The sequence below is a fragment of the Promicromonospora sp. NPDC050880 genome (assembly GCF_044456525.1).
Taxonomy (GTDB): domain Bacteria; phylum Actinomycetota; class Actinomycetes; order Actinomycetales; family Cellulomonadaceae; genus Promicromonospora.
The window spans coordinates 498,357-521,551 of record NZ_JBITFV010000001.1; the positions used below are offsets into that span (position 1 = coordinate 498,357).

A 23,195-nucleotide genomic window follows, 5' to 3' on the forward strand; every position below is an offset into this window, starting at 1 on the left:
TCGAGTCCCCGGCCCCGAGAAACGGTCCGGTCGCGGCCTTGCCTCGATGCAAGCCGTCGGGGCGAGACCTTATCCAGTACGCTTGCCTCGATGCAATATCTCGATGCCACAGGGAGGTCGCATTGGGCCGGCGCGAAGACGTCGCACGCCTCGCCGGAGTCTCCGCGCGCACGGTGTCGAACGTGGTCAGCGGTACCGTCAACGTCGCGGCCGACACCCGCCAACGGGTGCTCGCGGCCATCGAGGAGCTCGACTACCGGCCGAGCGAGATCGGCCGGATGCTCCGGTCGGGCCGCACCGGCATGGCCGCGCTGGTGGTCCCGGACCTCGACAACCCCTACTTCGCGGAGCTCGCCCGCACGCTGATCGAGGCCGCCCGGCGCCAGGGCTACACGCTCATGATCGAGCAGACCGACGGCGTCCGGGAGCGTGAGCGGGAGCTGCTCGCGCGGGCCGACACCAAGGCGATCTTCGACGGTCTCATCGTGAGCCCCCTCGGGCTCACCGACGACGACCTGTCCCGGTCGTCGCGCACGCAGCGGCCCGTGGTGCTGCTGGGCGAGGAGTCCCACCCCGGGTTCGACCACGTCCACATCGACAACTTCGCGGCCGCGCGCACCGCCGTCGAGCACCTGCTGGCGACCGGTCGCGAGCGTGTGGTGGCCGTCGGTGCGCAGCGCACCGGGGAGTCGTCGAGCTCGCTGCGGCTGGCCGGCTTCGAGGCCGCGATGGGCGCGGCACCCTCGGCGTCGGGCGACGTCGCCTACGTCGACTCGTTCACCCGGCGCGGCGGGGCCGAGGCGACGCGGGCCCTCCTGCGCCGCGGCGTCCTGCCCGACGCCCTGTTCTGCTTCTCCGACCTGCTCGCGCTCGGCGCCCTGCGCGCCCTGCACGACGCCGGGATCTCCGTGCCCGAGCAGGTCGCCGTGGTGGGCTTCGACGACATCGAGGACGGGCGCTACGGCAACCCCAGCCTCACGACGATCTCGCCGGACAAGGCGGCGATCGCGCAGGCCGCCATCGACGCGCTGGTCCGCCGGATCGGCGGCGACGACGGCGAGGCGGTGCGCGTCATCACGCCGCACCGCCTCGTCGTCCGCGAGAGCACCGGGGTGCGGCCCGGCTAGCCGGGCCCGCTCAGCGCGGCACGTCCGACAGCGGCACGTCCCGCAGCGGCGTGTCCGACTGCGGCAGGTCCGACAGCGGCACCGCCGCGGGCCGCTCGCACCGGCTCTCGACGGCCACCGTCGTGCCGCTGCCGGCCGACTCGAGCAGCGCCGTCATGATCTCCAGCACGTGGTACGCGAGCTCGCCGCCGGCTCGCGGGGGCACGCCGTCCGGCGTCGTCGCGAGGTCGGCGACGCCGTAGCCGCGCCCGGCGTCCCGGTAGCCGGCGCTCGGCGGAAGGGTCACCCAGGAGCCGCCCAGCTCGTGCAGCTCGACGTCGCCGTCGAACTGGTTGGGGTCGGGCACCACGAGCGAGCCGGCCTGCCCGTGCACCTCGATGTTCGACGCGCGCGTCGCGACCGAGTCGAAGCTCATCACCAGGGTCGACAGCGCGCCGGAGACGTGCCGCAGCACGCCCGTCACGTGCGTGTCGACGTCGACCGGCACGGTCTGGCCGGCCCGCGGGCCCGCGCCGATCGTGCGTGTCGCACGGGTGTGGCTCGCGGCCCCCACCACCGACTCGACCGGGCCGAGCAGCGTGACCAGCGTGGTCACGTAGTACGGCCCCATGTCGAGCAGCGGCCCGCCGCCGGGCTGGTAGTAGAAGTCGGGGTTCGGGTGCCAGCGCTCGTGGCCGGGCGTCGTCATGGTCGCGGTGGCCGCGACCGGCAGCCCGATCACGCCGTCGTCGATCGCCTTGCGCGCCGTCTGGACGCCCGTGCCGAGCACCGTGTCGGGTGCGCAGCCCACGCGCACCCCGGCCGCGCGGGCGGCGTCGAGGACCGCGCGCGCCTCGGCGGGCGTGGCCGCCAGCGGCTTCTCGCCGTAGACGGACTTGCCGCCAGCGATGGCCCGGAGGGCGACCTCGGCGTGGGCGGCGGGGATGGTCAGGTTCAGCACGAGGTCGACCTCGGGGTCGTTCACCAGCTCGTCCACGGTGAGCGCGCGCACGCCCTGCTCGGCGGCCACGGCCGCCGCCCGGGCGGCGTCCAGGTCGGCGACGGCGACGAGCCGCACGGCCGCCAGCCGCTCGAAGGTGGACAGGTACTGGCCGGCGATCGCCCCGACCCCGACGATCCCGACGTTCAGCGGCTGGCCCACAGGATGCCCCTCTCGATGACGGTGCGGACGTTCGGGTCCTGGACGACGGCGAGCTCGTGGCCCGGCGTCGAGACGAAGACGCGGCCCTCGCCCCACTGCCGCGTCCAGATCGCCGGGCAGGTGACCGGCCGGTGCCACGGGTCGAAGTCGCGCGCGGCGAGCGTCGTGGTGGCCAGCACCTCGTTGTACTCGTCGGTCAGCACCCAGTACTGCTCGGTCGTCAGCTCGAAGTCGCCGATCCCGGCGACGATCGGGTGGTCGGCCCGCTCGGGCACGATCTCGATCGTGTGCCGCACGAAGTTGTCGGCCGCCTCCCCCGCCAGCTCCTCGCGGGGCGCCCGCGGCGGGTGCGCCGCGAACTGCCCGCCGACGAGCTGCAGGTAGTCGGAGCTGCTGCGGTAGGAGTCGGCGATGCCGCCGTGCCACCCCGCCAGCCCCGTACCGCTCGCCACGGCGCCCATCAGCCCGCGCAGCTCGTCGGTCTCGATCGTGCTCATCGTGTTCGTCTGGACGATCAGGTCCACGCCGGCCAGGTAGCCGGCGTCGGCGTAGACCGCCGTCGTGTCCTCGACGCGGACGTCGTAGCCCTGCTCGGTCAGGAACGGGATGAACGCGTCGGTCGTCTCGACGGGCTGGTGGCCCGTCCATCCGCCGCGCACGATCAGCGCCCGCTTCTCCATCGAAGTCGCCATCTACCGCTCCACTCCACAAGTTGCGCAACATACGGACCCTCTGGGTGCCGCACCTCTTGATACATGAGGACTTTTGCCGTTTCAAGACCCAGTTAGTTGCGCAACTTCTGCGCGCGGTCCTACCGTCGGTCCCATGGAGAACGCGCGCCGCACCACGCTGGCCGACGTCGCCCGCGCCGCCGGGACGACGGTTCCCACGGTGTCCAAGGTGCTCGGCGGCCGCTCCGACGTCTCCGCCGGGACCAGGACCCGCGTCATGCGCGTCGTGGCCGAGCTCGGGTACCGCGGCCGGGCGGGCCGGGCTGTGCCACCCGACGCCGGGCGGCCGCCGTTCGTCGACCTCGTGCTCAGCGGCATCGAGGGCACCTGGGCCAACCGGGCGCTGAGCGGCGTGGAGCGCGCCGCCGCGGACGCGGGCGTCGAGGTGGTCGTCTCGGTCACCCGGCCGCCCGACGACGCCTGGCTCACCCGCCTGCTGGCCCGCCGGCTGCGCGGCGCCGTGCTGGCCCTCGTCGACACGACGCCCGACCAGCTCGCGACGCTGGCCGCGGCCCGCATGCCCGTGGTGCTGCTCGACCCGGTACGGCAGCCGCCCGGCACCGTGCCGAGCGTCGGGGCCGCCAACTGGGCCGGCGGGCGGGCCGCCGCCGAGCACCTGCTCGCGCTCGGGCACCGGCGGCTCGGGGTCCTCGCCGGGCAGCGCACCCACCTCTACAGCCAGGCGCGCGTCGACGGCTTCCGCTCGGCCGTCACCCAGGCGGGCCTCGACCTGGCCGACGACCGCGTGGTGCACACCGACTGGCGGCGGGCGCCCTCCCGGGCCCGGGCGGCCGAGCTCCTGCGTGGTGCCGACGGGCCGACGGCCGTCTTCGCGTGCTCGGACGCGATCGCGCTCGGCGTGTACGACGCGGCCGCCGAGCTGGGCCTGCGCATCCCGCAGGACCTCAGCGTGGTCGGGTTCGACGACCTGCCGGAGGCGGAGTGGGCCACCCCCGCGCTGACCACGGTGCACCAGCCGATCGCCGAGATGGGCGGCGCCGCCCTGCGCATGCTCCTGCGCCTCGGCACGGACCAGCCGCCCGAGGCGCCCCGCGAGGAGCTGGCGACGCGCCTCGTGGTGCGCGGCTCGACCGCCGCCGCGCCCTGACCGCCGGCCTCAGGCGCCGACCGGCGCCAGGCGCACCAGCGGGTCCGGGCTGTGCACGCCGCGCGGCCGGTAGCCCAGGCTGTCCGCGAGGCCCAGGAGGTCGGCGAGGTACCAGACGATGGCGAGCCACATCTCGGTGCCCTGGAGCCCGGGCACGCCGTCCGGGCCGGGGTCGTCGGGGGCGAAGGCGAAGCCCGCGCCGTCCGACCAGTGGCCGAGCGCCCGCCGGAGCTGCGTCCGGGCCCAGCCCGCGCCCTCCGCGCGCCGGTGGCTCGTCTGCCGGGCCGCGAGCCAGAGCGGGTGCACGACGTCCAGGACGTTGCAGGCGGTGTAGCCCGCGGGCGTGGCCAGGTGCGGGTCCGCCGCGTGCTCCAGGACCGTGCCGACCGCCGCGTCGGGGTACGGCAGCGGGAGCCCGAGCTGGGCGTACGTGCCGCGGGTCAGGCGGTAGAAGCCGTTGACCGCCTGGAGCCAGCGCGGTGCCGGCTGCGGGGCGCCCCACAGCCCCGTGGCCGGGTCGGCGCGCGCCGTCAGCCAGCCCAGCAGCGGGTACAGCGGGCCGACGCCGCCGTCGTCGAACCGGTCGGCGAAGTCCGTGACGTTCAGGGCGCAGGCCGTGGCCACCGCGTCGACGGCGGCGCCGCTGCCCCAGGCCCCGGCGCCCCAGTCCCGGGCCTCCAGCGCCCGGACCAGGTCGCGCCCGGACAGGCGGTGCACGGCGTGCACGGGATGGGGCAGCCGCCCGCCGAGCAGCCGGACCGCGTACCCGACGCTGAGGACGTGGTAGCTCGGGCTGCCGTCGAACGGGTCCAGCGGCTCGCCGTCCGTCCCGGGGCCGGCCAGGCCCGCGTCGGCGAGGTCTCCGTCGGGCACGAGGCCCGTGACCGGGTCCTGCCGGTGGGTGAGCCGCCGGACCAGGTCCGCGGCCTCGAACCCGGCCGGCGGGGCGCCCAGCAGCAGGTCGGCGATCTCGACGGCGTCCGCCCACGGCCGCACCGCCGGTCGGCGCGGGCCCGCGAGGGCCGCCGGGCGGTCGACGAACCGCCCGTCCTCGAAGCACCGCGCGAGCACGGCGCCCGCCTGGTCGCGCACGCGGTCGCCGAAGGCCCGCAGCTCGGCGGCGAGGTCGGGCACCCCGGCGGCAGCCGCGTCCGCGCGGCGGTCCCGCAGGACCCGCGCCGGGTTGCCCGCGACCACGGCCCAGTCGGGCACGTCGCGGGTGACCACCGCGCCCGCCCCGACCACCGCGTGGTCGCCCACGGTGACGCCGTCGAGGATCGTGACGTTCGAGCCGACCCACACGTCGTCGCCGAGCACGATGCCCTTGCTCCAGGTGTCCTGCTGGTGGATCGGCAGGTCGGTACCCATGCTGTGGTTGAACCCGAGGATCGAGGTGTGGGCACCGATCCGCACGCCGTCGCCCGCCCGGACGTCGCCGCGGACCACGGCATACGGGTTGACCGAGCAGTCCGCGCCGAGGGTCACCTCGCCCGTGAGGTAGGCGTGGGCGGCGACGTAGGTGCGGTCGCCGAGGGCGAGCCGGTCGCAGAAGACGGCCGCACCGGGTGCCACGAAGACGCCCTCGCCGATCCGGGCGCCGGCCGCGACGAGCTCTCGCCGCCGGGCCTCCTGGGCCGCGCCCTCCGGGGACGCGGGGTCGTACTCCCAGGGCAGGTAGTCGATCCGTCGGGCGCCGTCGGCCGGTGTGGGGTGCACGCGCGCCACCCTATCCGGGGCCCTCCTGCCACCGTGCGCTCAGCCCGCCAGGAGCGCCCCGCGCGCGGCACCGGCCAGCGCCTCGGCGAGCTCGTCGACGCGCTGCGGGTCCGCGGGGATCTGTGGTGTGGCCACCCGGAGCCACGCGGGACGCGGCGGGGTCGCGAACGTGCGGGACGACGGCGTCAGCACGATGCCGCGCGCCCCGAGCTCGACCAGGGCCTCGTCCTCGTTCTCGGCCCGCACCCACACGACCAGGCCGCCGGGAGGCGTCATGGTGCGCACGTCGCGGGCCGCGAGCGCCGCGGCGAGGTCGCGGGCGCGGTCGGCGTACCAGCGCCCGGAGTCGGCGACGAGCGTGCCGACGCTGGGCGTGGCGAGCAGGTAGGCGAGCGCGTTCTGCAGGATGCGGCTCTGGGCGAGGATGCCGTGGCTGCGCAGGCGGCGCACGCCCAGCACGACGTCGCGGGCACCGCCCACCACGGTGGTGCGCAGGTCGAGGCCGAAGGCGCGGCAGAAGGACGTGATACGGACGACGCGGCCGGGCAGCAGCGCGCCGAGGCTGGGCGGCCGCACGGGGGCGAGGGGGCCGAGCACGTCCTCCTCCAGCACCCAGGCGTCGGGAGCGTGCTCGGCCAGCACGGCGGCCAGCTCGGCCAGCCGCTCCGGCGTGACGGCGCCCTCCAGGGAGAACTCGCCGCCGGGCTGGTAGACGACGGTGCGCGCGCCGGCCGCGAGCGCCCGCTCCAGCGCGCCGGGCAGCGGCCCGGAGGCGTCGGAGGCGATGCCCACCACCTCGAAGCCCACCGAGCGCAGGTTCCCGATGGTGCCGGAGACCGCGGGCTCCTGGACGGCGATGAGGCCGCCGGGCGCCGTGGCGGCCTCGGCCGTGAGCAGCGTGGCCTCGCCGGCGCCGCTGACGGTCACCCATTCGGCGGCGTCGAACGGCCAGTCCTGCCGGACGGCGTCGAGCAGCGCCGGGGTGATCGCCTCGCGGCGCAGCGAGTTGGTCTGGGGTTCGCGCAGGCTGTGCGCGAACGCCTCCAGCAGGTCGGGCAGACGGTCGGTGGTGGGGTGCGCGGAGGCGAGGTCGACCGTGGACCAGCCCGCGAACACGGGGGTCTCGCCCGCCCGCGGCCAGGTCGGGGCGGCCACCGGCCCGGCGACGATCGTGCCGCCCCGGCGGCGCGTGGTGACCAGGCCCCGGTCGACCAGGAGCGACCAGATCCCGGCGATGGTCGAGCGGCCGAGGCCGGAGGCGGAGGCCACCTCCGCGATCGTGGGCAGCCGCGTGCCGGGCGCGAGCACGCCCTCCTCGATCCATGCGGTGAGCTGCTCGGCCAGCTCGGGCCCGGAGACGCCGCGCACCGAGGAGATCAGGCCGGACGGCGTGTCCGGGGAGACGCCCCGGGCGTCGGATGCTGTGCTCGTCATCGCCCCTCGTCGGTCGCGTGCTGCCGGTTATCTTCCAGATGTATATCAGGATCGCCGTGCGGCGCGCCAACCCGTCTCGGCGCCCCGGATACGGCGCCGTACCAGCATCTCATCAGGCGGACGGCGGCGGCCGCGGCTTGGAGCGAACGGGCCGTCATGGTTAACGTCTACCCGTGACCACGAATCTTCCATCACATAAGCCGGCGTCCCGCCTGCCGGTGATGGACACCGCCGACCGGATCCGTTCCGGCCGCGAGAGCGCGCGCTCCGTCGCCGAGCGCACCCTCGCGCGGGCGGACGCCGTCGACCCGGCCGTGCGGTCCCTCGTGTGGCGCGACGACGCCGCGACGCTCGCCGCCGCGGACGCCGTCGACGCGGCGCTGGCCCGGGGCGCGGACCTGCCGCCGTTCGCGGGTGTGCCGATCACGGTCAAGGACACGTTCGCGGTGGCGGGCCAGCCCTGGACCCGGGGCTCCCTGGCGATCGACGAGACGCCGGCGACCACCACCGACCTTCTTCCCGCCGCCGCGTTCGCGGCCGGCTTCGTCCAGGTCGGGCGCGCGGCCACGCCGGAGCTCGCGATGACGACGTCCTGCGAGAGCCCGCGCTCGGGCGTCACGCACAACCCGTGGGACCTGGGCCGGTCGCCCGGCGGGTCCAGCGGCGGGCCGGCCGCCGCGGTGGCCGCGGGCATCGTCCCGGTCGCCCTGGCGAGCGACGGGGGCGGCTCGCTGCGCGTGCCCGCCGCGTTCTGCGGCCTGGTGGGCCTCAAGCCCGGCCGCGGCCTGCTCCCCCAGCGCGTCCAGGGCTGGGAGGGCGGCGCCACGGAGGGCGTGGTCACGCGGACGGTGCGCGAGACCGCGGCCGTGGTCACGCACCTGGCGGCGCCCGACCCGCTGGCCTGGTCGCGCGGGGCCGCCGCCCCCGACTACCTCGCCGCGCTCGACGACCCGCCAGGCCCGCTCCGCGTCGGCCTGCTGACCCGCTCGTGGGACCCGCGGATCCAGGTCGACGCCGCCTGCGTCGCCGCCGCGGAGGACGTCGCCGCCGTGCTGCGCGCCGCCGGGCACACGGTGGTGGCGCTCGACGCCGCCGCCGAGGGCGCGGAGCTCATGGACCTGTACCCCGACGTCGTCATCCCGGCGTGGCTGCGGCAGGTCCCGCTGGACCACCCCGGCCGGCTCCAGCCCTACATCCACCGGGTGATGGCCCAGGCCGACGCGCTGGGCGCCGCCGACTACGTGCGCGGCGCGGTCCGCCTGCGCGCCCTGGCCCGCGACGTCACGGCCACCCTGTTCCGCGGCGCCGACGTGGTCGTGACCCCCACGACGGCGACCCGCGTGCCCGAGGTCGGCGTCGTGCTGAACGAGCTGACCCGCGCGGCCCCGACGCGCGACGCCGTCGTCTACGAGCGCACCCTCGCGTTCACGACCGTGCCGAGCGTGCTCGGCACGCCCGCCCTGACCCTGCCCGCCCACCTGGACGGCGACGGCCTGCCCCTGGGTACCCAGCTCGTCGCCCCGCAGGGCGGCGAGGCGCTCCTCCTGCGGCTCGGCCAGGTCCTGGAACGGCACTACGCCTGGGACCTGCGCCGCCCGCCCCACCACGCCGGGGACGCATGACGACCGCCCGGAACCCCGACCCGCACCGCGACCCCGTGCGCGGCCCAGCACCCCACAGGAACGAGACCACCATGACCTCCCGCTCCCCGCGCCGGACCACCCGGCCCCTGCCCCGCACGCTCGCCGCGGGCGCGGCGCTCGCGCTCACCGGTTCCCTCGCCGCCTGCTCGGCCGGGGGCGACGACGCGTCCGGCGGGGCGTCGGACGGCACGCTCAAGGTCGCCGTCTATGCCGGCTCCTGGGGTGAGTCGTTCACGAAGGCCTTCGTCGAGCCGTTCGAGGAGGAGACGGGCGCCACCGTCGAGCTCGTGCCCGGCAGCCCGGCCGACTGGCTCACGGCACTGCGCACCACCAAGGGCGGCACGCCCGCCTACGACGTCGTCGCGTTCACGCCGAACGTCATCCCGAGCGCAGTCTCCGCGGGCGTGGTCGCCGAGCTCGACACGGCGCGGATCGAGCAGTTCGACCAGCTCAACACGGTGCTCGCCGAGCAGAGCAACATCGCCGGCACCCAGTACGGCCTGCCGCTGACCGTCGGCTCCACCGGCATCGCCTACCGCACCGACAAGATCGAGGAGCCGCCCACCGACTGGTCCGACCTGCTCGACCCGGCCTACTGCGGCCACGTCGCCGTGTCGCCGCTCACCTTCAACACAGGCATCGAGTTCGTCGCGGGCCTGATCAACGAGGCCGGCGGGACCATCACGGACCCGGCGGACGTCGACGCCGCGTTCGAGCAGCTCGAGACCCTCAAGGACTGCGCCTCGACGTTCCCCGCGGACGGCACCAGCGTGGAGACCGCGCTGTCCAACGGCGACGCCTGGATCGCCGCGCACTGGGACGGCCGCGCGTTCGTGCAGAAGAACCAGGGCGAGCCGATCGGCTTCGCCTACCCGGCCTCCGGCTCGGTGGGCGCCCTGACCTCCCTGTTCGTCACCGAGGGCACCGAGCAGGAGGAGCTGGCGTACACGTTCCTCGACTACGTGGCCTCCAGCGACCACCAGCCCGTCTTCTCCGAGGGCACCTGGTACGCCGCGTCCAACGACCAGAACGAGTACCCCGCGCAGTTCGACGGGCAGATCACCAGCGGCCCGGGCGCGTACGACAGCTTCGTGTGGGTCGACTACGAGACCATCACCCCGCAGCTGCCCGACCTGCAGGCCCGGTGGCAGGAGATCTTCGGCTGATGACGGCACCCACCACCCCGGAGGCCGGCACCGCCGGCCGTGTCGAGGTCCGCGGTCTCAGCGTCGGGTACGGCGGCGCACCGGTGCTGGAGCTCGACGAGCTCACGATCGAGGCGGGCGAGTTCCTGTCCGTGCTGGGCCCCTCGGGCTGCGGCAAGTCGACGCTCCTGTCGGTGCTGGCCGGGTTCGTCACCCCGACCACCGGGTCGGTGCTGATCGACGGCCAGGACGTCACCCACGTGGCGCCCCACCGGCGCGAGACCGGCCTCGTGTTCCAGAGCTACGCCCTGTTCCCGCACATGACCGTGCGGCGCAACCTCGAGTACGGCCTGCGCACCCGGCGCGTGCCGCGCGACGAGCGGGCGCAGCGCGTGGCCGACGCCCTGCGCCTGGTCGACCTGGCGGGCTTCGCGGACCGGTACCCGCAGCAGCTCTCCGGCGGGCAGCAGCAGCGCGTGGCCATCGCCCGCGCCCTGGTCACCCGGCCGCGGGTGCTCCTGCTCGACGAGCCCCTGTCCAACCTCGACGCCAAGCTGCGCCGCCAGATGCGCCACGAGCTGCGCGAGCTGCAGCGCGAGATCGGCACCACCACCGTCTTCGTCACGCACGACCAGGCCGAGGCGCTCGCGCTGTCCGACCGGGTCGCGCTGCTCGCGCACGGTGACCTGGAGCAGCTCGGCACCCCCGAGGAGCTGTACCGCACGCCGCGCACCCGGTTCGCGGCCGACTTCGTGGGCGCCGCGAACCTCCTGCCGGTCCACGACGCCGACGGCGCCCGCACCGTGCTGGGCCGCCCGGTCCCGCTGTCCGCGGACGCCGGCACCACCGTGGCCCTGCGGCCCGAGCACGTGCGCGTCGTCGAGCCCGGCGGTGACGCCGCCGTCGCGACCGTGCTGTCCGTCGGGTTCGCCGGGGAACGGTACGAGTACCGCCTGCGCACGCCCGACGGCACCGAGCTGCTCGCCAGTCCTGCGGGGGCCGGGCGGCGTTTCGCCGAGGCCGAGACCGTCGGGCTCACGTGGTCCGACGACGCCCTCCTGCCGCTCGGGGCGGCCTGACGTGGCGGCCACGCGCGCCCGCGACCTGCGCGGCCACGTGGCGGCGATCGTGCCCACGGCGTTCGTCGTGGTCGCGTTCCTGCTGCCGCTGGTCGGGCTGCTCCTGCTGAGCCTGCGCCCGACCGACGCCATGAACAACGTGCTGCCCGGGTTCACCGGGGCCCAGTACGCCGAGGTGTTCGCCACGCCCTACCTGTGGGGCTCGGTCGTGGAGAGCCTCTGGCTCGCCGTCCGCGTGAGCGTCACGTGCCTCGTGCTCGCGTTCCCGCTCGCGTGGTACCTCGCCCGCTCGACGTCGGCCGTGGGCCGGTCCCTGGTCTTCGTCATCACGCTGTCGCCGCTGCTGACCAGCGAGGTCGTACGGTCCTTCGGCTGGCGCGTGGTCATGTCGGGCGAGGGACCCGTCAACGTGGTGCTCCAGGGGCTCGGGCTGGTCGACGAGTCGCTGCCGCTGCTGCGCTCCCCGTGGACGGTGTTCCTCGCCGTCGTGCACGTGCTGCTGCCGTTCGCGGTGCTGGCCCTGTCCGCCTCGCTCGGCGCCATCGACACCCGGCTGCTCCAGGCGTCCGCCGACCTGGGGGCGTCCGCCGTGCGCACCTTCCGCTCGGTGGTGCTGCCGCTGGCCACCCCCGGGATCGTCGCGGCGACCGTGATCGTGTTCTCGCTGAGCATGGGCGTGTACGTGACGCCGCTGCTCGTCGGCGGCGCCAACCAGTCGCTGGCCGGGCTGCGCATCCAGACCGAGGCCATGGTCGCGTTCGACCAGCCGCGCGCCGCCGCCCTCAGCTTCGTGCTGCTGGCCGTCACGCTCGCCGTCTGCGGGCTGGTCGGGCTGACCGGGCGGCTCGCCGAGAGGGGGCGTCGTGGCTGACCGTCCCGTGCGGGCCGCCGCCCGGCCCGGTAGCGGCCGGGCCCGCGCCCGGCGGGTGCTGACCCTGGTGCCCGTCGTGCTCGTGTGCGCGTTCCTGCTGCTGCCGCTCCTGGTGGTCGCGCTGAGCTCCTTCAACGCGGAGAACAACTTCCGCTTCCCGCCGTCGGGCCTGAGCCTGCGCTGGTACGCCGAGGTGTTCGGCTCCGCGCAGTGGCTCGACTCGCTGGGGTACTCGCTGCGCCTGGCCCTGCTCGTGGTGCCCGTCGTGGTGCTGCTGGGCACGCTCGGCGGGTACGCCGTCGGCGCCGGGAACTTTCCCGGGCGGCGGGCGCTCGGCCTGCTGTTCCTGTCCCCCATGGCCGTGCCCGGCGTGATGGTGGGCCTGGCGCTGCTCTACCAGCTCCAGCGCACCGGGCTGGTGGGCTCGGCGCAGGGGCTGTGGCTCGCGCACCTCGTGGTCACCTTCCCGTTCTGCGTGCGGGTCGTCGCGGTGAGCGCCGCGGCCCTCGATCCCGCGCTGCCACGCGCGGCGCGGTCGCTCGGCGCGTCGCCGCTGCGCACCTTCCTGACCGTGACCGTGCCGCTCATGCGCCCGGGGATCGTGGCCGGCGCGTTCCTCGGCGCCGTCATCTCGCTCGGCGAGGTCGCCGTGTCCGTGCTGGTGGCGGGCGCCGGCGAGGCCACCGTGCCCGTGCGGATCTACTCCGCGGTGCAGGTCCAGCTCGAACCCACCGTCGCGGCCGTCTCGACGCTCCTGCTGCTGGTCAGCGTCGTGACCATCGCCGTGCTCGACCGCACCGTCCACGTCTCGAGGTTCCTGTGACCCAGTCCCCCACCGCGGCACGCCGCCGCTGGCGCATCGGCATCGACGTCGGCGGCACGTTCACCGACCTGGTCGCCGTCCCGGGCGACGGCACCTCGTGGTCGCTCGCCGACGCCGTGACCCACAAGGTGCCGAGCACGCCGCACGACCCGTCGCAGGGTGTGGAGACCGGGCTGGCGCAGCTCCTGGAGCGGGGCATCGCCGTGGAGGACGTCGCCGCCGTGGCGCACGGCACGACCATCGGTCTCAACGCCATCCTCCAGGGTCGTGTCGCCCGGGCGGCGCTCGTGGTGAGCGCGGGCCACCGGGACGTGCTGCAGATCGCGCGTGCCCGCATGCCCCGGTCGTTCGACCTGCACGCGACGCCGGAGCGTCCGATCGTGCCGCGCGAGCACGTGCTGGAGGTCGCCCACCGGTTCGCGCCGGACGGCACCTCCGTCAGCCCCGGACGGGCGTCGCCCGGGGTGGGCGAGGCCGAGCTGGCCCGGCTCGTGGAGCGCCTGACGGCGGTGGCGCCCGAGGTGGTGGCCGTGAGCCTGGTGGGCGGGTACGCCGCACGCGAGGCCGAGCAGCACCTCGCCGACCGGCTGGCCGCCGCCCTGGGCGTGCCCGTGACGTCGGCCGCCGCGGTGTGGCCCGAGGCCGGCGAGTACGAGCGCACCACGCTCGCCCTGCTGGACGCACAGATCACGCCGCTGATGACCGGCTACTTCACCGCGCTGCGGGAACGGCTGCGCCGCCTGCGGGTGGACGCCCGCGTCTACATCACGACGTCGAACGGCGGCTCGGTGTCCATCGAGTCGGCGATGCGCCGCCCGGTGCAGACGGTGCTGTCCGGCCCGGCCGGCGGGGTCTCCGCAGCCGCCACGGCCTGGCCCGGCACGGACATGGTGACCGTGGACATGGGCGGTACCAGCAGCGACATCGGCGTGCTGCGCGGGGGCCGCCCCGTGCTCACCACCACCGCGACCGTGGGGCCGCACCCGCTGATGACGCCCGTGGTCGAGGTGTCGGCCATCGGCGCGGGCGGTGGCTCCGTGATCGGCGCCGACCGGTCGGGAGCCCAGCCGGTGCTCCGCGTCGGACCCGCCAGCACCGGTGCCGTGCCCGGCCCGGCCGCCTACGGCGCGGGCGGGACCCGGCCGGCCCTGACCGACGCCTACGTGCACGCGGGCGTCATCGACCCGCGGACCTTCCTCGGTGGCACGTTCCCGCTGCGCGCGGACCTGGCCACGGCAGCCCTCGCACAGGTCGCGGACGACCTCGCGCAGGAGGACGGGTCGCCGTCCTCCTGGGCCCCGGCCGCGACCGGGGCCGGGCCCGCCGCGCTCGCCGCCCGCGCCGACGGCGTGGCCGACGCCGCCCTGCGCGTCGCGTCGGTCGGCATGGCCGCCCGCCTGCGGACCGTGCTGGCCGCGCACGGCGAGGTGCCCGAGCGGTACACGTTCGTGGCGTTCGGCGGTGCGGGCGGCACGCACGCCGCGCTGCTGGCCGACGAGGTGGGCGTCCGCCGCGTGCTGGTGCCCGCGGCCGCCGGGACGTTCTGCGCGCTCGGCGCGGCGATCGCCCCGATCCGCCGCGACGTGGCGCGCACGGTGCGCACCGTGGTGGCCGAGCAGAACCTGGACGCGCTCACGACGTCGGCCGCGGAGCTGGAGCGCGAGGTGCTCGACTGGCTGCGCACGCAGGACGTCGCCGCGACCGGGACCGTGACGCTGAGCGCCGACCTGCGCTACACGGGCCAGCCGACCACGCTGGAGGTGCTGCTGGCCGAACGCCCGGCGGAGCCGGGCACGGACGGGCCCGGGCCGCTGCGTCTGGAGACCGAGCCGGTGCTGCGGCGGTTCGCCGAGCAGCACGAGCGGGTGCACGGGTTCGTGGACCCCACGGCAACGGTGCGCGCCGAGACGCTGCGCGCGAGCGTCAGCGTGCGCCTGGGCGAGGTGCGGTCCGGGCACGGCGGCGCGGCGTTCGTGAAGACCGGCGCACGCGACGTCCGCTACGACGGGACGCCGCGGCCGGCGAGCGTGCACGCGCTCGCGGAGGACGGCGAGGCGGCGGTGACCGGTCCGGCCGTGATCGAGAAGGCCGACACGACGGTGCTCGTGCCGGCCGGGTGGACCGCGACGACCGACGACGGCGGCAACCTGCACCTGGTGCGGGATGCGGTCGAGATCACGAACGAGGAGGGCTGAGCCGTGCTGACGACCGTCGAGAAGGACGTCGCCCACACGCGGCTGCAGGCCGCGGTCGAGGAGATGTGCCTGACCCTGCGGCGCGCGAGCCGCAGCCTGTACGTGCGCGACGCCGCCGACTTCGCGTGCGCCGTGGCCGACCGGTCGGGCCGGTTCGTCGCCTATCCGCAGGACGTGGGTGTCTCCGGCTTCGTGGGCCTGGACCTGACGCCCGCGATCGAGGCGGCGACGGTACAGGGCCCGCTGGCCCCGGGCGACGTGCTGCTGACGAACGACCCGTACCTCTCGGGCGGCCTCTCGACGCACCTCCCGGACGTGCACGCGATCGCCCCGTTCTTCGACGGCGACGAGCTGGTCGGCTACGGGTGGGCGTTCGTGCACGTGTCCGACGTCGGCGGGCGCGTGCCCTCGTCGGTGAGCGTGCTCAACGACTCCGTCTTCGCCGAGGGGCTGCGGATCCCGCCGCTGCGGTACGTGCGGGCCGGGACCGTGGTGCCCGAGGTCGAGGCGATCCTCGCGGCCAACTCCCGCACGCCCGAGGCCAACCGGGGCGACCTGCACGCCATGCTGGCCGCGCTGGACACCGGGCGCCGGCGGGTCGGTGAGCTCACCGCCGACCTGGGGCCGGCCGGGTTCGCCGACGTCGGCTCCTTCGCCCGCGAGCAGAGCGCGGCCCGCGCCCGCAGCGCCGTGCGCACCCTGGCCGACGGCACGTACCGCTTCGAGGACTACCTCGACAACGACGGCGTCAGCTCCGTGCCGCTGCGCGTGGTGGTCACCGCCACGGTCGACGACGGCACCGTGCACCTGGACCTGACCGGCACCGACCCGCAGGTCGAGGCCGCCCTCAACATGGTGACGTTCGGCCGCGCGCACTCGTGGGTGGTGACCCGCCTGTTCGCGATCGTCGGCACGCTCGACCCGGCCGTGCCGCTCAACGGCGGGCTGATGGACGTCATCGGCTTCACCGCACCCGAGGGCACGCTGCTCAACGCGACCGGCACTGCCGCCACGGGCGTGCGGCACGCGACGACCTCGCGGGTCAACGACGTCGTGTCCGGGGCGCTGGTCCAGGCCGCACCCGAGGTGCTGCCGGCGGCGTCGAGCGGGCTCGTGGTGCCGGTCGTGTTCGCGGCGGCCGACGGGTCGCGGGTCGACGTGGTCGAGCCCATGGTCGGCGGCACCGGCGCGCGGCACGGGGCCGACGGCGCCGACGGGCGCGACTCCGGCATCTCCAACCTGTCCAACAACCCGGTCGAGACCGTCGAGGCGAACGTGGGTGTGCGCGTGCTGCGCTACGCCCTGCGGCCCGACTCCGGCGGCGCGGGCCGCTGGCGCGGCGGATCCGGCCTGGAGCTCGAGTTCGAGGCGCTGACCGACGGCGCGCTCCTGGCCCGCGGCCTGGAACGACTCCGGTTCCGGCCCTGGGGCTTCGCAGGCGGACGGCCCGGCGCCCTCACCGAGCTCGTGGTCAACGAGGGGCGGCCCGACGAGCGCCGGCTGTCCGTCGTCGACGTGCACCCGCTGCGCGCGGGCGACCGCGTGGTGCTGCGCACCTCCGGCGCGGGCGGCTACGGCGACCCGCTGGAGCGCGCCACCGACGCCGTGCTCGCCGACGTCGCCGCCGGGCTCGTCACCGCCGGGGCCGCGCGGGAGACGTACGGGGTGGTGGTGCACGACGGCGTGCTGGACGAGACCGCGACGGCGGCGGAACGCGCCCGGCGGACGACGGGGCCGGACCAGGAGGCCGCGGCGGCACCAGGAACCGGGGACGCTGCCGGGCAGCCGCGCCCGGGCGGGACCCTGCACACGTTCGGCCCCGAGCGTGACCGCTGGGAACGGGTCTTCCCGTCCGCGCTCACCGACCGCCTCGACGTCCACCTGCGCACGCTGCCCACGACCAGGCGTGCCGCACGACGCCGGGAGATCCTCGGTGCGGTGCTGGCGGGGCTGCCCGAGCGGTTCCCCGGTACCGCCGCGTCCGGCGAGGCGCTCGCCGCGGCGGGGCGGGCGTTCGCGGAGGCCGTGACGAGGGCGGAGACGGGGACCGTTGCCGAACCACCTGCCGGGGCCGGCCCGGGGAACGCTCCGGCGCCCGCACCCGCGTGAGCGACGCACCGCACGCGTCGTTCGACGCGGTGATCGTGGGCGGCGGCCCGCGCGCCGTCGCGGTCGTCGCCCGGCTGGCCGCGCGACGTCGGCCGGACGCACCCTGGGGGTCCGCCCCGGACCCGGCGCTGCCTGTGCTGCGCGTCGCCGTGGTCGACCGGGTGGAGGTCGGGGCGGGCGCCACGTGGCGCACCGACCAGTCGCCGCTGCTGCTGAACAACACGTGGGCGGCGCGGACCACGGTGCACGCCGACTCCTCGACGCCCATGACCGGGCCCGTCGTGGCCGGGCCGGACCTGGTCGCCTGGGCGCACGCCGCGACGTCCGACGGCGGGCCGGCCGGCATGGCACCGCGACCGCCGGGCACTGCCTGGGCCGCGGACGAGGCACGGGGCCTCGGGCCTGGTTCCTATCCCACGCGGCGGCTCCAGGGCGCCTACTACCTGGAGCAGATCGACGAGGCCGCACGCCGCGGGGGCATCGAGGTCGTGCCGGTGCACGGGACGGTCACGGACGTGCGCGCGATCCGGACCGAGCTCCGGGAGGTGACCGTCTCGGCCGACACGGTCCCTGGGCCTGCCGGTCCGGCCATCCCAGCGACCCAGACGGCACCCACACGCCTCTCGGCACCCGTCGTCGTGCTCGCGCAGGGCATGATCCAGGCGCGGCGCGCGCCGCGCACCGCGCGGTTCGCCGAGGCCGCGCGCACGCACGGCCTCGTCTACGTCGAGCCGGGCATGCCCGCCGAGCGCGACTGGGCCGTCGTGCCGGCCGGCCAGGACGTGCTGGTGGCCGGGCTCGGCGCCAACTTCTTCGACGTGCTCGCCCTGCTCACCGTGGGCCGCGGCGGGCACTTCGTCGACGCCCGCACCGGCGCACCTGCTGATGCCTCCGGCCGGTCCTGTGACGACGGCGGCGCCGACGGCCCGCACGCCGGCGACCCGCTGCGCTACGTCCCCTGCGGCGCCGAACCGCACCTGCTCGCGGGGTCGCGGCGCGGCCTGCCCTACCGGGGCAAGGGCGCGCTCACCGACGGCCTGCCGGCCCCCTATGCGGCCCGGATCGCCACCCGGGAGCGCTTCGCCGCGCTGGCCGACCGCGCGGCCGGGCGGCCGGTGCTCGACCTGGCCCGCGACGTCTGGCCGCTCCTCGCCGCCGAGCTGACGCTCGCCCACCTGACGGCCCTCGCCGAGCACCGGCCGTCCGCCCTCCGCGCCGGGGTGACACCGGACGCGCTCGCACGACGCCTGGAACGAGCCACCGACCCTGCGTGCGTGGCGGCCGCGCTCGTGGTCGACCCGGCGGACGCGTTCGACGCCGCGCGCGCCGACCGCCCGCCGATCCTCGAACCCGCGACGTGGCCCGCGTGGGTCGAGCGCTGGGTCCGCGACGAGCAGGAGTCCGTGTCCGGCCCGCTCACCTCCCCGCGTGCCCGGGTCAACCAGGCCATGGAGACCCTGCGCGGCGAGGTGGCCCGGCTCACGCGGGCCGGCGCCGTGGACGGCGCCTCCCTGGAGTCGACCGGCGAGAGCGTGCTGACGCCGCTCGGCCTGGCGCTCGCCTCCGGACCGCCCCCGCGGCGCACTGCCCAGCTCCTGGCCCTGGTGCGGGCGGGCGTCGTGGAGCTGCTCGGCGAGGACACCCGGGTCGACGTCGAGGAGGGCGCGTTCGTGGCTCGCAGCCGGGTGCGCGCCGCCGTCCGTGCCCGGGCCTTCGTCGAGACCCGGATGTCGCGGGGCCAGGTGAGCCCCACCGACGACCCGCTGCTGCGATCGCTGCTCGACTCCGGCCGGGCCCGCCGCCACCCGCTGCCCACGGCCGCGGGCGGCGTCGTCCCGTCCGAGAGCCTCGACGTGACGCGGGACGGCTTCGCACTCGTCGACGCCGCGGGCCGCGCGGACGAGCGCGTCGTCGTGCTGGGGATCCCCGCCGAGGCCGTGCAGCGCGGCTCCGCGATCGGTGCGAGCCCCGGCGTGCCGTCCCCGCTGCTCGCGGGAGCCGACGTCGCCGCCCGCCGGATCCTCGCGGCCGCTCAGCCCACGGCGCCAGGAACGGGGAGGACCGCGAGCGGCACGTGGTGCTGACCGGCGTGGATGTCCCGGTCGCGCAGCGACCCCTGCGACACGGGCCGGGGGAACGAGATCTTCACGACGTCGAGGTCCGGCAGGCGGAAGATCCGGACCGTCGAGGGGTCCACGTCGTACAGGTCGGCGACCCGCCGCTCGTCGAGGAAGGCAGGGTCGGCCACGAGCCGGTAGGTCGCGCTGTCCTTCACGAACAGGTCGATGGTGACCCAGAACGGGCCGGCGTTCTTGGAGCGGACCTCGTGGCAGACGTCGGCCAGGGTGGGCGTGCGGTCAGGCATGGGCGGACACTCCGGTCTCGGTGCGGAACAGGGCGGTGGGGGTCGGGCTGTCGACCACGTGGTGCAGCACGAACTCGTAGGCGGCGCCGCGCTCCGTCTCGGCGGGCGAGGTGGCGAACGCGAAGCTCGGCAGGTAGTCCATCTCCGGCGTGGGCATGTGCAGCAGGTAGGGGTTCATCACCTTCGCGACGGCGGTGGCCGTCTCCTGGTCGGCTGCGCTGACCACGAGCATCACGCCCAGCTCGCGGGGCGTGCCCGTGCCGGGGTCCAGCGCGCCGAGCACGGCGTCGTACCCGTAGAGGCGCAGGTCGAACTCGAACTGGTCCGCGGACATCCCGAGCGCCTCCTCGGCGCGCCGGTACAGGTACGTACGCAGCAGGTCCGCCCAGCGCCCAGGGTCGGCGAGCACGAGCGGTTCGCGGACCCCGACGAACGACACGGTCTGGTACCCGGTGACGCGCGCGCCCTCCAGCTTGACCGTGTGCTGCGCGGCATGCCGGAAGACGGAGCCCTCCACGCGCACGCGGCGATCGTCGAGGGCCCGGTAGGTCGCGTGCCGCACGTCGAGCACGCCGTCCGGCTCGGTCAGCAGGAACGGGTCGGCGTTCTCGTACAGCATGTGCGCGGCCACCGACGTCGGCGTGCAGGCCGTGCCCGGGTCCACGGCCTCGATCGTGAACCCCTCGCGGTCGATGGTCGCGAAGATGCCGCCGGTGCGCGGGTTCGTCGTGGCCTGCGCGCCGCACTCGACGATCTTGCTCGCGTGCCACGTCGGTCCGGCAGGCATGCCGCGCAGGAGCGGCACGGCGGCGGCGACGGCGGTGTCGGTCGCGCGGCCGGCGAGCACCACCTGCGCGCCCGCCTCGAGGGCGGCGACGATCGGCTCGTGGCCCATCAGCCCGACGATGTGCGTGCACGAGTCGAGCGTGACGGGGTCCAGCTCACCGAGAGGCGGCAGCGGGTGGATGCGTCCCGCGGCCAGGTGCTCGCGCAGGTCCGCCGCGCGCTGCTCGCTGTAGATGCGCGCGACGGGCAGCTCCAGCCCCTCTTCGGCCATGATCCGGGCGGTGATCCCGGCGACCCAGTCGACGCCCGCGTCCGTGCCGCTGGTCCCGCACGACCCGACGATCAGCGGGATGCCGGCCCGGGCGGCTGCGCGCAGGAGCAGCCGCAGGTCGCGCGCGACCGAGGCGGCGGGCGACTTGGCGGTCGCGGAACCGAGGTAGTACGGGCCGGAGTCGGTGGAGCCGCTGTCGACGGCGATGACGTCGGGGCCCAGCTCCAGGCCCCGCTCGACGATCGACTCGGCGAAGCCGCCGCCCAGCATCCCGATCGGGACGAAGACCTTGACGCTCTCGGTGGGTGTGGCGATGGGTGGCACGTCGGCTCTCTTCTCCTCAGGTGGTGAGGTTCAGTGGGTGGTGGGGTTCAGTGGGTGGTGGGGTTCAGCTGTCAGTGGTGGGACGACCGGCCCGGCGGCCCCTGCGCCAGGGCACGCCGCACGAAGTCGACGACGGCCGGGGCGACGGCGCCCGCGTCGTGCCCGGCACCGGGCACCACCGCGGTCTCGACCGGGACGCCGCGCTCGGTCAGCTCGTGCGCGAGCCGCCGCGCCCGGTCCACGCGGGTGGCGCCCGCGCGCGCCTCGCGGGGGTCGGCGGCGACGGCGGCGAGCAGGGCGCCTGCGAGATCCTCGCTCCCCACCACGACCTGGTAGGGCACCTGCCGCAGCGCCGCCACGGACGGCGCCGTGCCGAACAGGTCCGCCACACCGCCGAGCCCGAGCGGCCAGGGCGCGTCGTCGGGCAGGGTCACGCGGCCGGGTGCACCCACGGAGACCGCCTGCAGCCGGTGCGGGTGCAGGTAGGCGAACCGGTGCGCGAACTGGCCGCCGCCGGAGAAGCCGGTCAGCACGAAGCGCGTGGTGTCGATCTCCCAGCGCCCGGCGGCCTGCTCGACCATCGCGAGCAGCGCCTCGTCGAACCGGATGCCGGCGGCCAGCAGCTCCTTGTAGGCGTGCACGTCGTCCGGTCCGTCGAGACCCGCCGGGAACAGGGGCGCGAGGACCACCACCCCCAGCGCGTCGGCCAGGGCCGCGAACCGGTCCCGGGTGGCCTCGACCCGGCGCCCCGTGCCGTGCACCGCGACGAGCAGCCGCAGCGGACCGGTCCGGTCGCGGTACGACGGCGGAACGTACGTCGTCCACGAGAGCCGCGGTTCCGCGGAGCTCACCTGGAACGGGGTCGCGCCCAGCAGGAGATCCCAGGCGGGGTGGTCGCGAGGGAAGTCGTCGAGCCGCCTCATGCCCGGCCGCCCTCGGCAAGCTGCCCGGAGCTGATCTCCCGGCGCACCAGGAGGAACAGTCCGAGCGCTGCGACGCCGACCATGCTGGAGTGCAGGAACAGGTACCGCCAGTCCGTCAGGTCCACCAGGCCGCCGATGAGGGCGGGCCCTGCCGACGCACCGACGGCGGCGGCCACCGCGTAGAGCCCGCTGTAGGCACCGGTGACGGCGCCGCTGGGGGCGAGGTTCCACATCAGCACCACGCCGTTGACGGAGAAGGCGGCGTACCCGAACGAGGCGATGACGATCCCGGTGATCGTCACGGGCAGGCTCGTGACGCTGAACGTGACGAGGCAGCCGACCACCATGACGACCAGTCCCAGCCGGATCATCCGCCGGCGGCCGGCCCGGTCGGAGACGAACGACAGCGGGACGGCGGCGGCGACGAAGGCCACGCCGGCGGGCAGCGTGAGCGACCCGGCCTCGCCCCGGCTGAGGCCGATCACCTCCATCGCGTACGGCGTGAGCTGCGAGCGCATCGCCGCCCACGTCCCCGCGGTGGCGACGATGCCGAGCAGCAGGAAGATCCGGCTGTGGTCGGGGTCGTGGACGAGCTCGCCGACGACGCGGCGGAAGCTCCATCCGCCCCCGCCGTCGGACCGCCCGTCCGCGAGCGCGCGCCGGTAGCCCGGTGAGCGCGTCTCGCGGATGGTCAGCGCCACGATCACCATGGCGCACACCATCAGCACGGCGGGGATCGCGAACGCCAGCCCGAGGCTCCGGTCGACCACGAGCAGGCTGATGAGGGCCGAGACGATGATGGTGAGGCTGGTCGCCACCTTGGCGATGCCGTTGGCGAGGCTGCGGCGCTGGGGCACCTGGAAGTCGGGCGTCAGCGCGTCGGTGAGCGGCTTGAAGGCGTTGGCGACCACCGCGAACAGGAACATGCACACCACCAGCGCCCCCAGCGAGCCGGTGTGCGGGATGAGCACGAAGAAGACGGCGGCGACGGGCGCGCCGACCACGAGGTACGGCACGCGCCGGCCCCAGCGGGTGCGCGTGCGGTCGGACAGGTGGCCCACGAGCGGCTGGAGCACGATCCCGAGCGCGTTGTCGACGCCCATGAGCAGGCCGATCAGGGCCGCGCTCGTCGTGTACTGCGCGATCGACGCGGGCACCTGCGCGTCGTAGAAGTTCCAGACGGACTCCTGGGCGAAGACGGCCAGGGCCACCAGCATCGCGGCGCGGGTGTTCAGCTTCCCGGCTGTGGCGGACGTCTCCGCGGGGACTGCTGCGTTCATCAGACTCCCTTGTCTGTTGCTATTTGCTATAGCAAAATGTAGCCACGTGCGACCCGGCGAGCAAGCATCCGTCACCACCCCGGCTCCCGGTCCCGCCGACCCGACCGCGACGACGCTGGAGGAT

At 75.6% G+C, this 23,195-nt stretch carries 18 protein-coding genes; 10 read left to right on the forward strand and 8 right to left on the reverse strand.

Features of this window, described 5'->3' with window-relative positions:
- Positions 1-122 precede the first annotated feature (122 nt).
- Positions 123-1,127, forward strand: coding sequence for a LacI family DNA-binding transcriptional regulator (locus ACIBBF_RS02350; protein ID WP_397410078.1), 1,005 nt, complete (start codon positions 123-125; stop codon positions 1,125-1,127).
- Between the two features lie 10 nt (positions 1,128-1,137).
- Here ACIBBF_RS02350 and ACIBBF_RS02355 read toward each other — a convergent pair whose 3' ends face one another.
- Both ACIBBF_RS02355 and ACIBBF_RS02360 read right to left on the reverse strand, forming a co-directional pair.
- A complete protein-coding gene (locus ACIBBF_RS02355; protein ID WP_397410080.1) occupies positions 1,138-2,268 on the reverse strand; it encodes a Gfo/Idh/MocA family protein in 1,131 nt (376 codons plus the stop codon).
- Positions 2,253-2,960, reverse strand: a complete 708-nt coding sequence (locus tag ACIBBF_RS02360) for a ThuA domain-containing protein (protein WP_397410082.1) — start codon at positions 2,958-2,960, stop codon at positions 2,253-2,255. The genes ACIBBF_RS02355 and ACIBBF_RS02360 overlap by 16 nt, the downstream gene beginning before the upstream one ends.
- Positions 2,961-3,093: 133 nt before the next feature.
- Between ACIBBF_RS02360 and ACIBBF_RS02365 the strand changes: the two genes are divergently transcribed.
- A complete protein-coding gene (locus ACIBBF_RS02365; protein ID WP_397410084.1) occupies positions 3,094-4,107 on the forward strand; it encodes a LacI family DNA-binding transcriptional regulator in 1,014 nt (337 codons plus the stop codon).
- A gap of 9 nt (positions 4,108-4,116) precedes the next feature.
- Here ACIBBF_RS02365 and ACIBBF_RS02370 read toward each other — a convergent pair whose 3' ends face one another.
- A complete protein-coding gene (locus ACIBBF_RS02370; protein WP_397410086.1) occupies positions 4,117-5,823 on the reverse strand; it encodes a DapH/DapD/GlmU-related protein in 1,707 nt (568 codons plus the stop codon).
- 39 nt (positions 5,824-5,862) lie between these two features.
- On the reverse strand, positions 5,863-7,257 hold the full coding sequence (locus ACIBBF_RS02375) for an aminotransferase class I/II-fold pyridoxal phosphate-dependent enzyme (protein WP_397410088.1): 1,395 nt from the start codon (positions 7,255-7,257) through the stop codon (positions 5,863-5,865).
- Positions 7,258-7,430: 173 nt separating this feature from the next.
- Here ACIBBF_RS02375 and ACIBBF_RS02380 point away from each other — a divergent pair, with 173 nt between their 5' ends.
- The 8 genes from ACIBBF_RS02380 to ACIBBF_RS02415 all read left to right on the forward strand — a co-directional run bounded on the left by ACIBBF_RS02380 (position 7,431) and on the right by ACIBBF_RS02415 (position 19,206).
- Positions 7,431-8,879, forward strand: a complete 1,449-nt coding sequence (locus tag ACIBBF_RS02380; protein ID WP_397410090.1) for an amidase — start codon at positions 7,431-7,433, stop codon at positions 8,877-8,879.
- Positions 8,880-8,950: 71 nt separating this feature from the next.
- Positions 8,951-10,066, forward strand: a complete 1,116-nt coding sequence (locus ACIBBF_RS02385; RefSeq protein WP_397410092.1) for a PotD/PotF family extracellular solute-binding protein — start codon at positions 8,951-8,953, stop codon at positions 10,064-10,066.
- A complete protein-coding gene (locus ACIBBF_RS02390; protein WP_397410094.1) occupies positions 10,066-11,124 on the forward strand; it encodes an ABC transporter ATP-binding protein in 1,059 nt (352 codons plus the stop codon). The genes ACIBBF_RS02385 and ACIBBF_RS02390 overlap by 1 nt, the downstream gene beginning before the upstream one ends.
- Position 11,125: 1 nt before the next feature.
- Positions 11,126-11,995: an ABC transporter permease gene (locus tag ACIBBF_RS02395; protein WP_397410096.1), complete on the forward strand. Its 870-nt coding sequence runs from the start codon at positions 11,126-11,128 to the stop codon at positions 11,993-11,995.
- Positions 11,988-12,818, forward strand: coding sequence for an ABC transporter permease (locus tag ACIBBF_RS02400; protein ID WP_397410098.1), 831 nt, complete (start codon positions 11,988-11,990; stop codon positions 12,816-12,818). Before ACIBBF_RS02395 ends, ACIBBF_RS02400 begins: the two co-directional genes overlap by 8 nt.
- A complete protein-coding gene (locus ACIBBF_RS02405; protein WP_397410100.1) occupies positions 12,815-15,013 on the forward strand; it encodes a hydantoinase/oxoprolinase family protein in 2,199 nt (732 codons plus the stop codon). The genes ACIBBF_RS02400 and ACIBBF_RS02405 overlap by 4 nt, the downstream gene beginning before the upstream one ends.
- Before the next feature lie 3 nt (positions 15,014-15,016).
- A complete protein-coding gene (locus tag ACIBBF_RS02410) occupies positions 15,017-17,122 on the forward strand; it encodes a hydantoinase B/oxoprolinase family protein (protein ID WP_397410102.1) in 2,106 nt (701 codons plus the stop codon).
- Complete coding sequence (locus ACIBBF_RS02415) at positions 17,119-19,206, forward strand: FAD/NAD(P)-binding protein (protein WP_397410104.1); 2,088 nt, start codon at positions 17,119-17,121, stop codon at positions 19,204-19,206. Before ACIBBF_RS02410 ends, ACIBBF_RS02415 begins: the two co-directional genes overlap by 4 nt.
- Here the strand turns inward: ACIBBF_RS02415 and ACIBBF_RS02420 are convergent.
- The 4 genes from ACIBBF_RS02420 to ACIBBF_RS02435 form a co-directional block, all read right to left on the reverse strand.
- Entirely contained in the window at positions 19,155-19,487 is a 333-nt protein-coding gene (locus ACIBBF_RS02420) for a DUF4387 domain-containing protein (RefSeq protein WP_397410106.1), read from the reverse strand. The genes ACIBBF_RS02415 and ACIBBF_RS02420 overlap by 52 nt on opposite strands.
- Entirely contained in the window at positions 19,480-20,868 is a 1,389-nt protein-coding gene (locus ACIBBF_RS02425) for an acyclic terpene utilization AtuA family protein (protein ID WP_397410108.1), read from the reverse strand. Before ACIBBF_RS02425 ends, ACIBBF_RS02420 begins: the two co-directional genes overlap by 8 nt.
- A gap of 71 nt (positions 20,869-20,939) precedes the next feature.
- Positions 20,940-21,791, reverse strand: a complete 852-nt coding sequence (locus ACIBBF_RS02430; protein WP_397410110.1) for a hypothetical protein — start codon at positions 21,789-21,791, stop codon at positions 20,940-20,942.
- Positions 21,788-23,071, reverse strand: a complete 1,284-nt coding sequence (locus ACIBBF_RS02435; RefSeq protein ID WP_397410112.1) for an MFS transporter — start codon at positions 23,069-23,071, stop codon at positions 21,788-21,790. Before ACIBBF_RS02435 ends, ACIBBF_RS02430 begins: the two co-directional genes overlap by 4 nt.
- Between the last annotated feature and the right edge of the window lie 124 nt (positions 23,072-23,195).

Bases quoted from the DNA above. Each gene is read 5' to 3' on its own strand.
- ACIBBF_RS02365 (WP_397410084.1), top strand. From the start codon at position 3,094: ATGGAGAACGCGCGCCGCACCACGCTGGCCGACGTCGCCCGCGCCGCC.
- ACIBBF_RS02430 (WP_397410110.1), bottom strand. From the start codon at position 21,791: ATGAGGCGGCTCGACGACTTCCCTCGCGACCACCCCGCCTGGGATCTC.
- ACIBBF_RS02420 (WP_397410106.1), bottom strand. From the start codon at position 19,487: ATGCCTGACCGCACGCCCACCCTGGCCGACGTCTGCCACGAGGTCCGC.
- ACIBBF_RS02375 (WP_397410088.1), bottom strand. From the start codon at position 7,257: ATGACGAGCACAGCATCCGACGCCCGGGGCGTCTCCCCGGACACGCCG.
- ACIBBF_RS02360 (WP_397410082.1), bottom strand. From the start codon at position 2,960: ATGGCGACTTCGATGGAGAAGCGGGCGCTGATCGTGCGCGGCGGATGG.
- ACIBBF_RS02385 (WP_397410092.1), top strand. From the start codon at position 8,951: ATGACCTCCCGCTCCCCGCGCCGGACCACCCGGCCCCTGCCCCGCACG.
- ACIBBF_RS02390 (WP_397410094.1), top strand. From the start codon at position 10,066: ATGACGGCACCCACCACCCCGGAGGCCGGCACCGCCGGCCGTGTCGAG.
- ACIBBF_RS02435 (WP_397410112.1), bottom strand. From the start codon at position 23,071: ATGAACGCAGCAGTCCCCGCGGAGACGTCCGCCACAGCCGGGAAGCTG.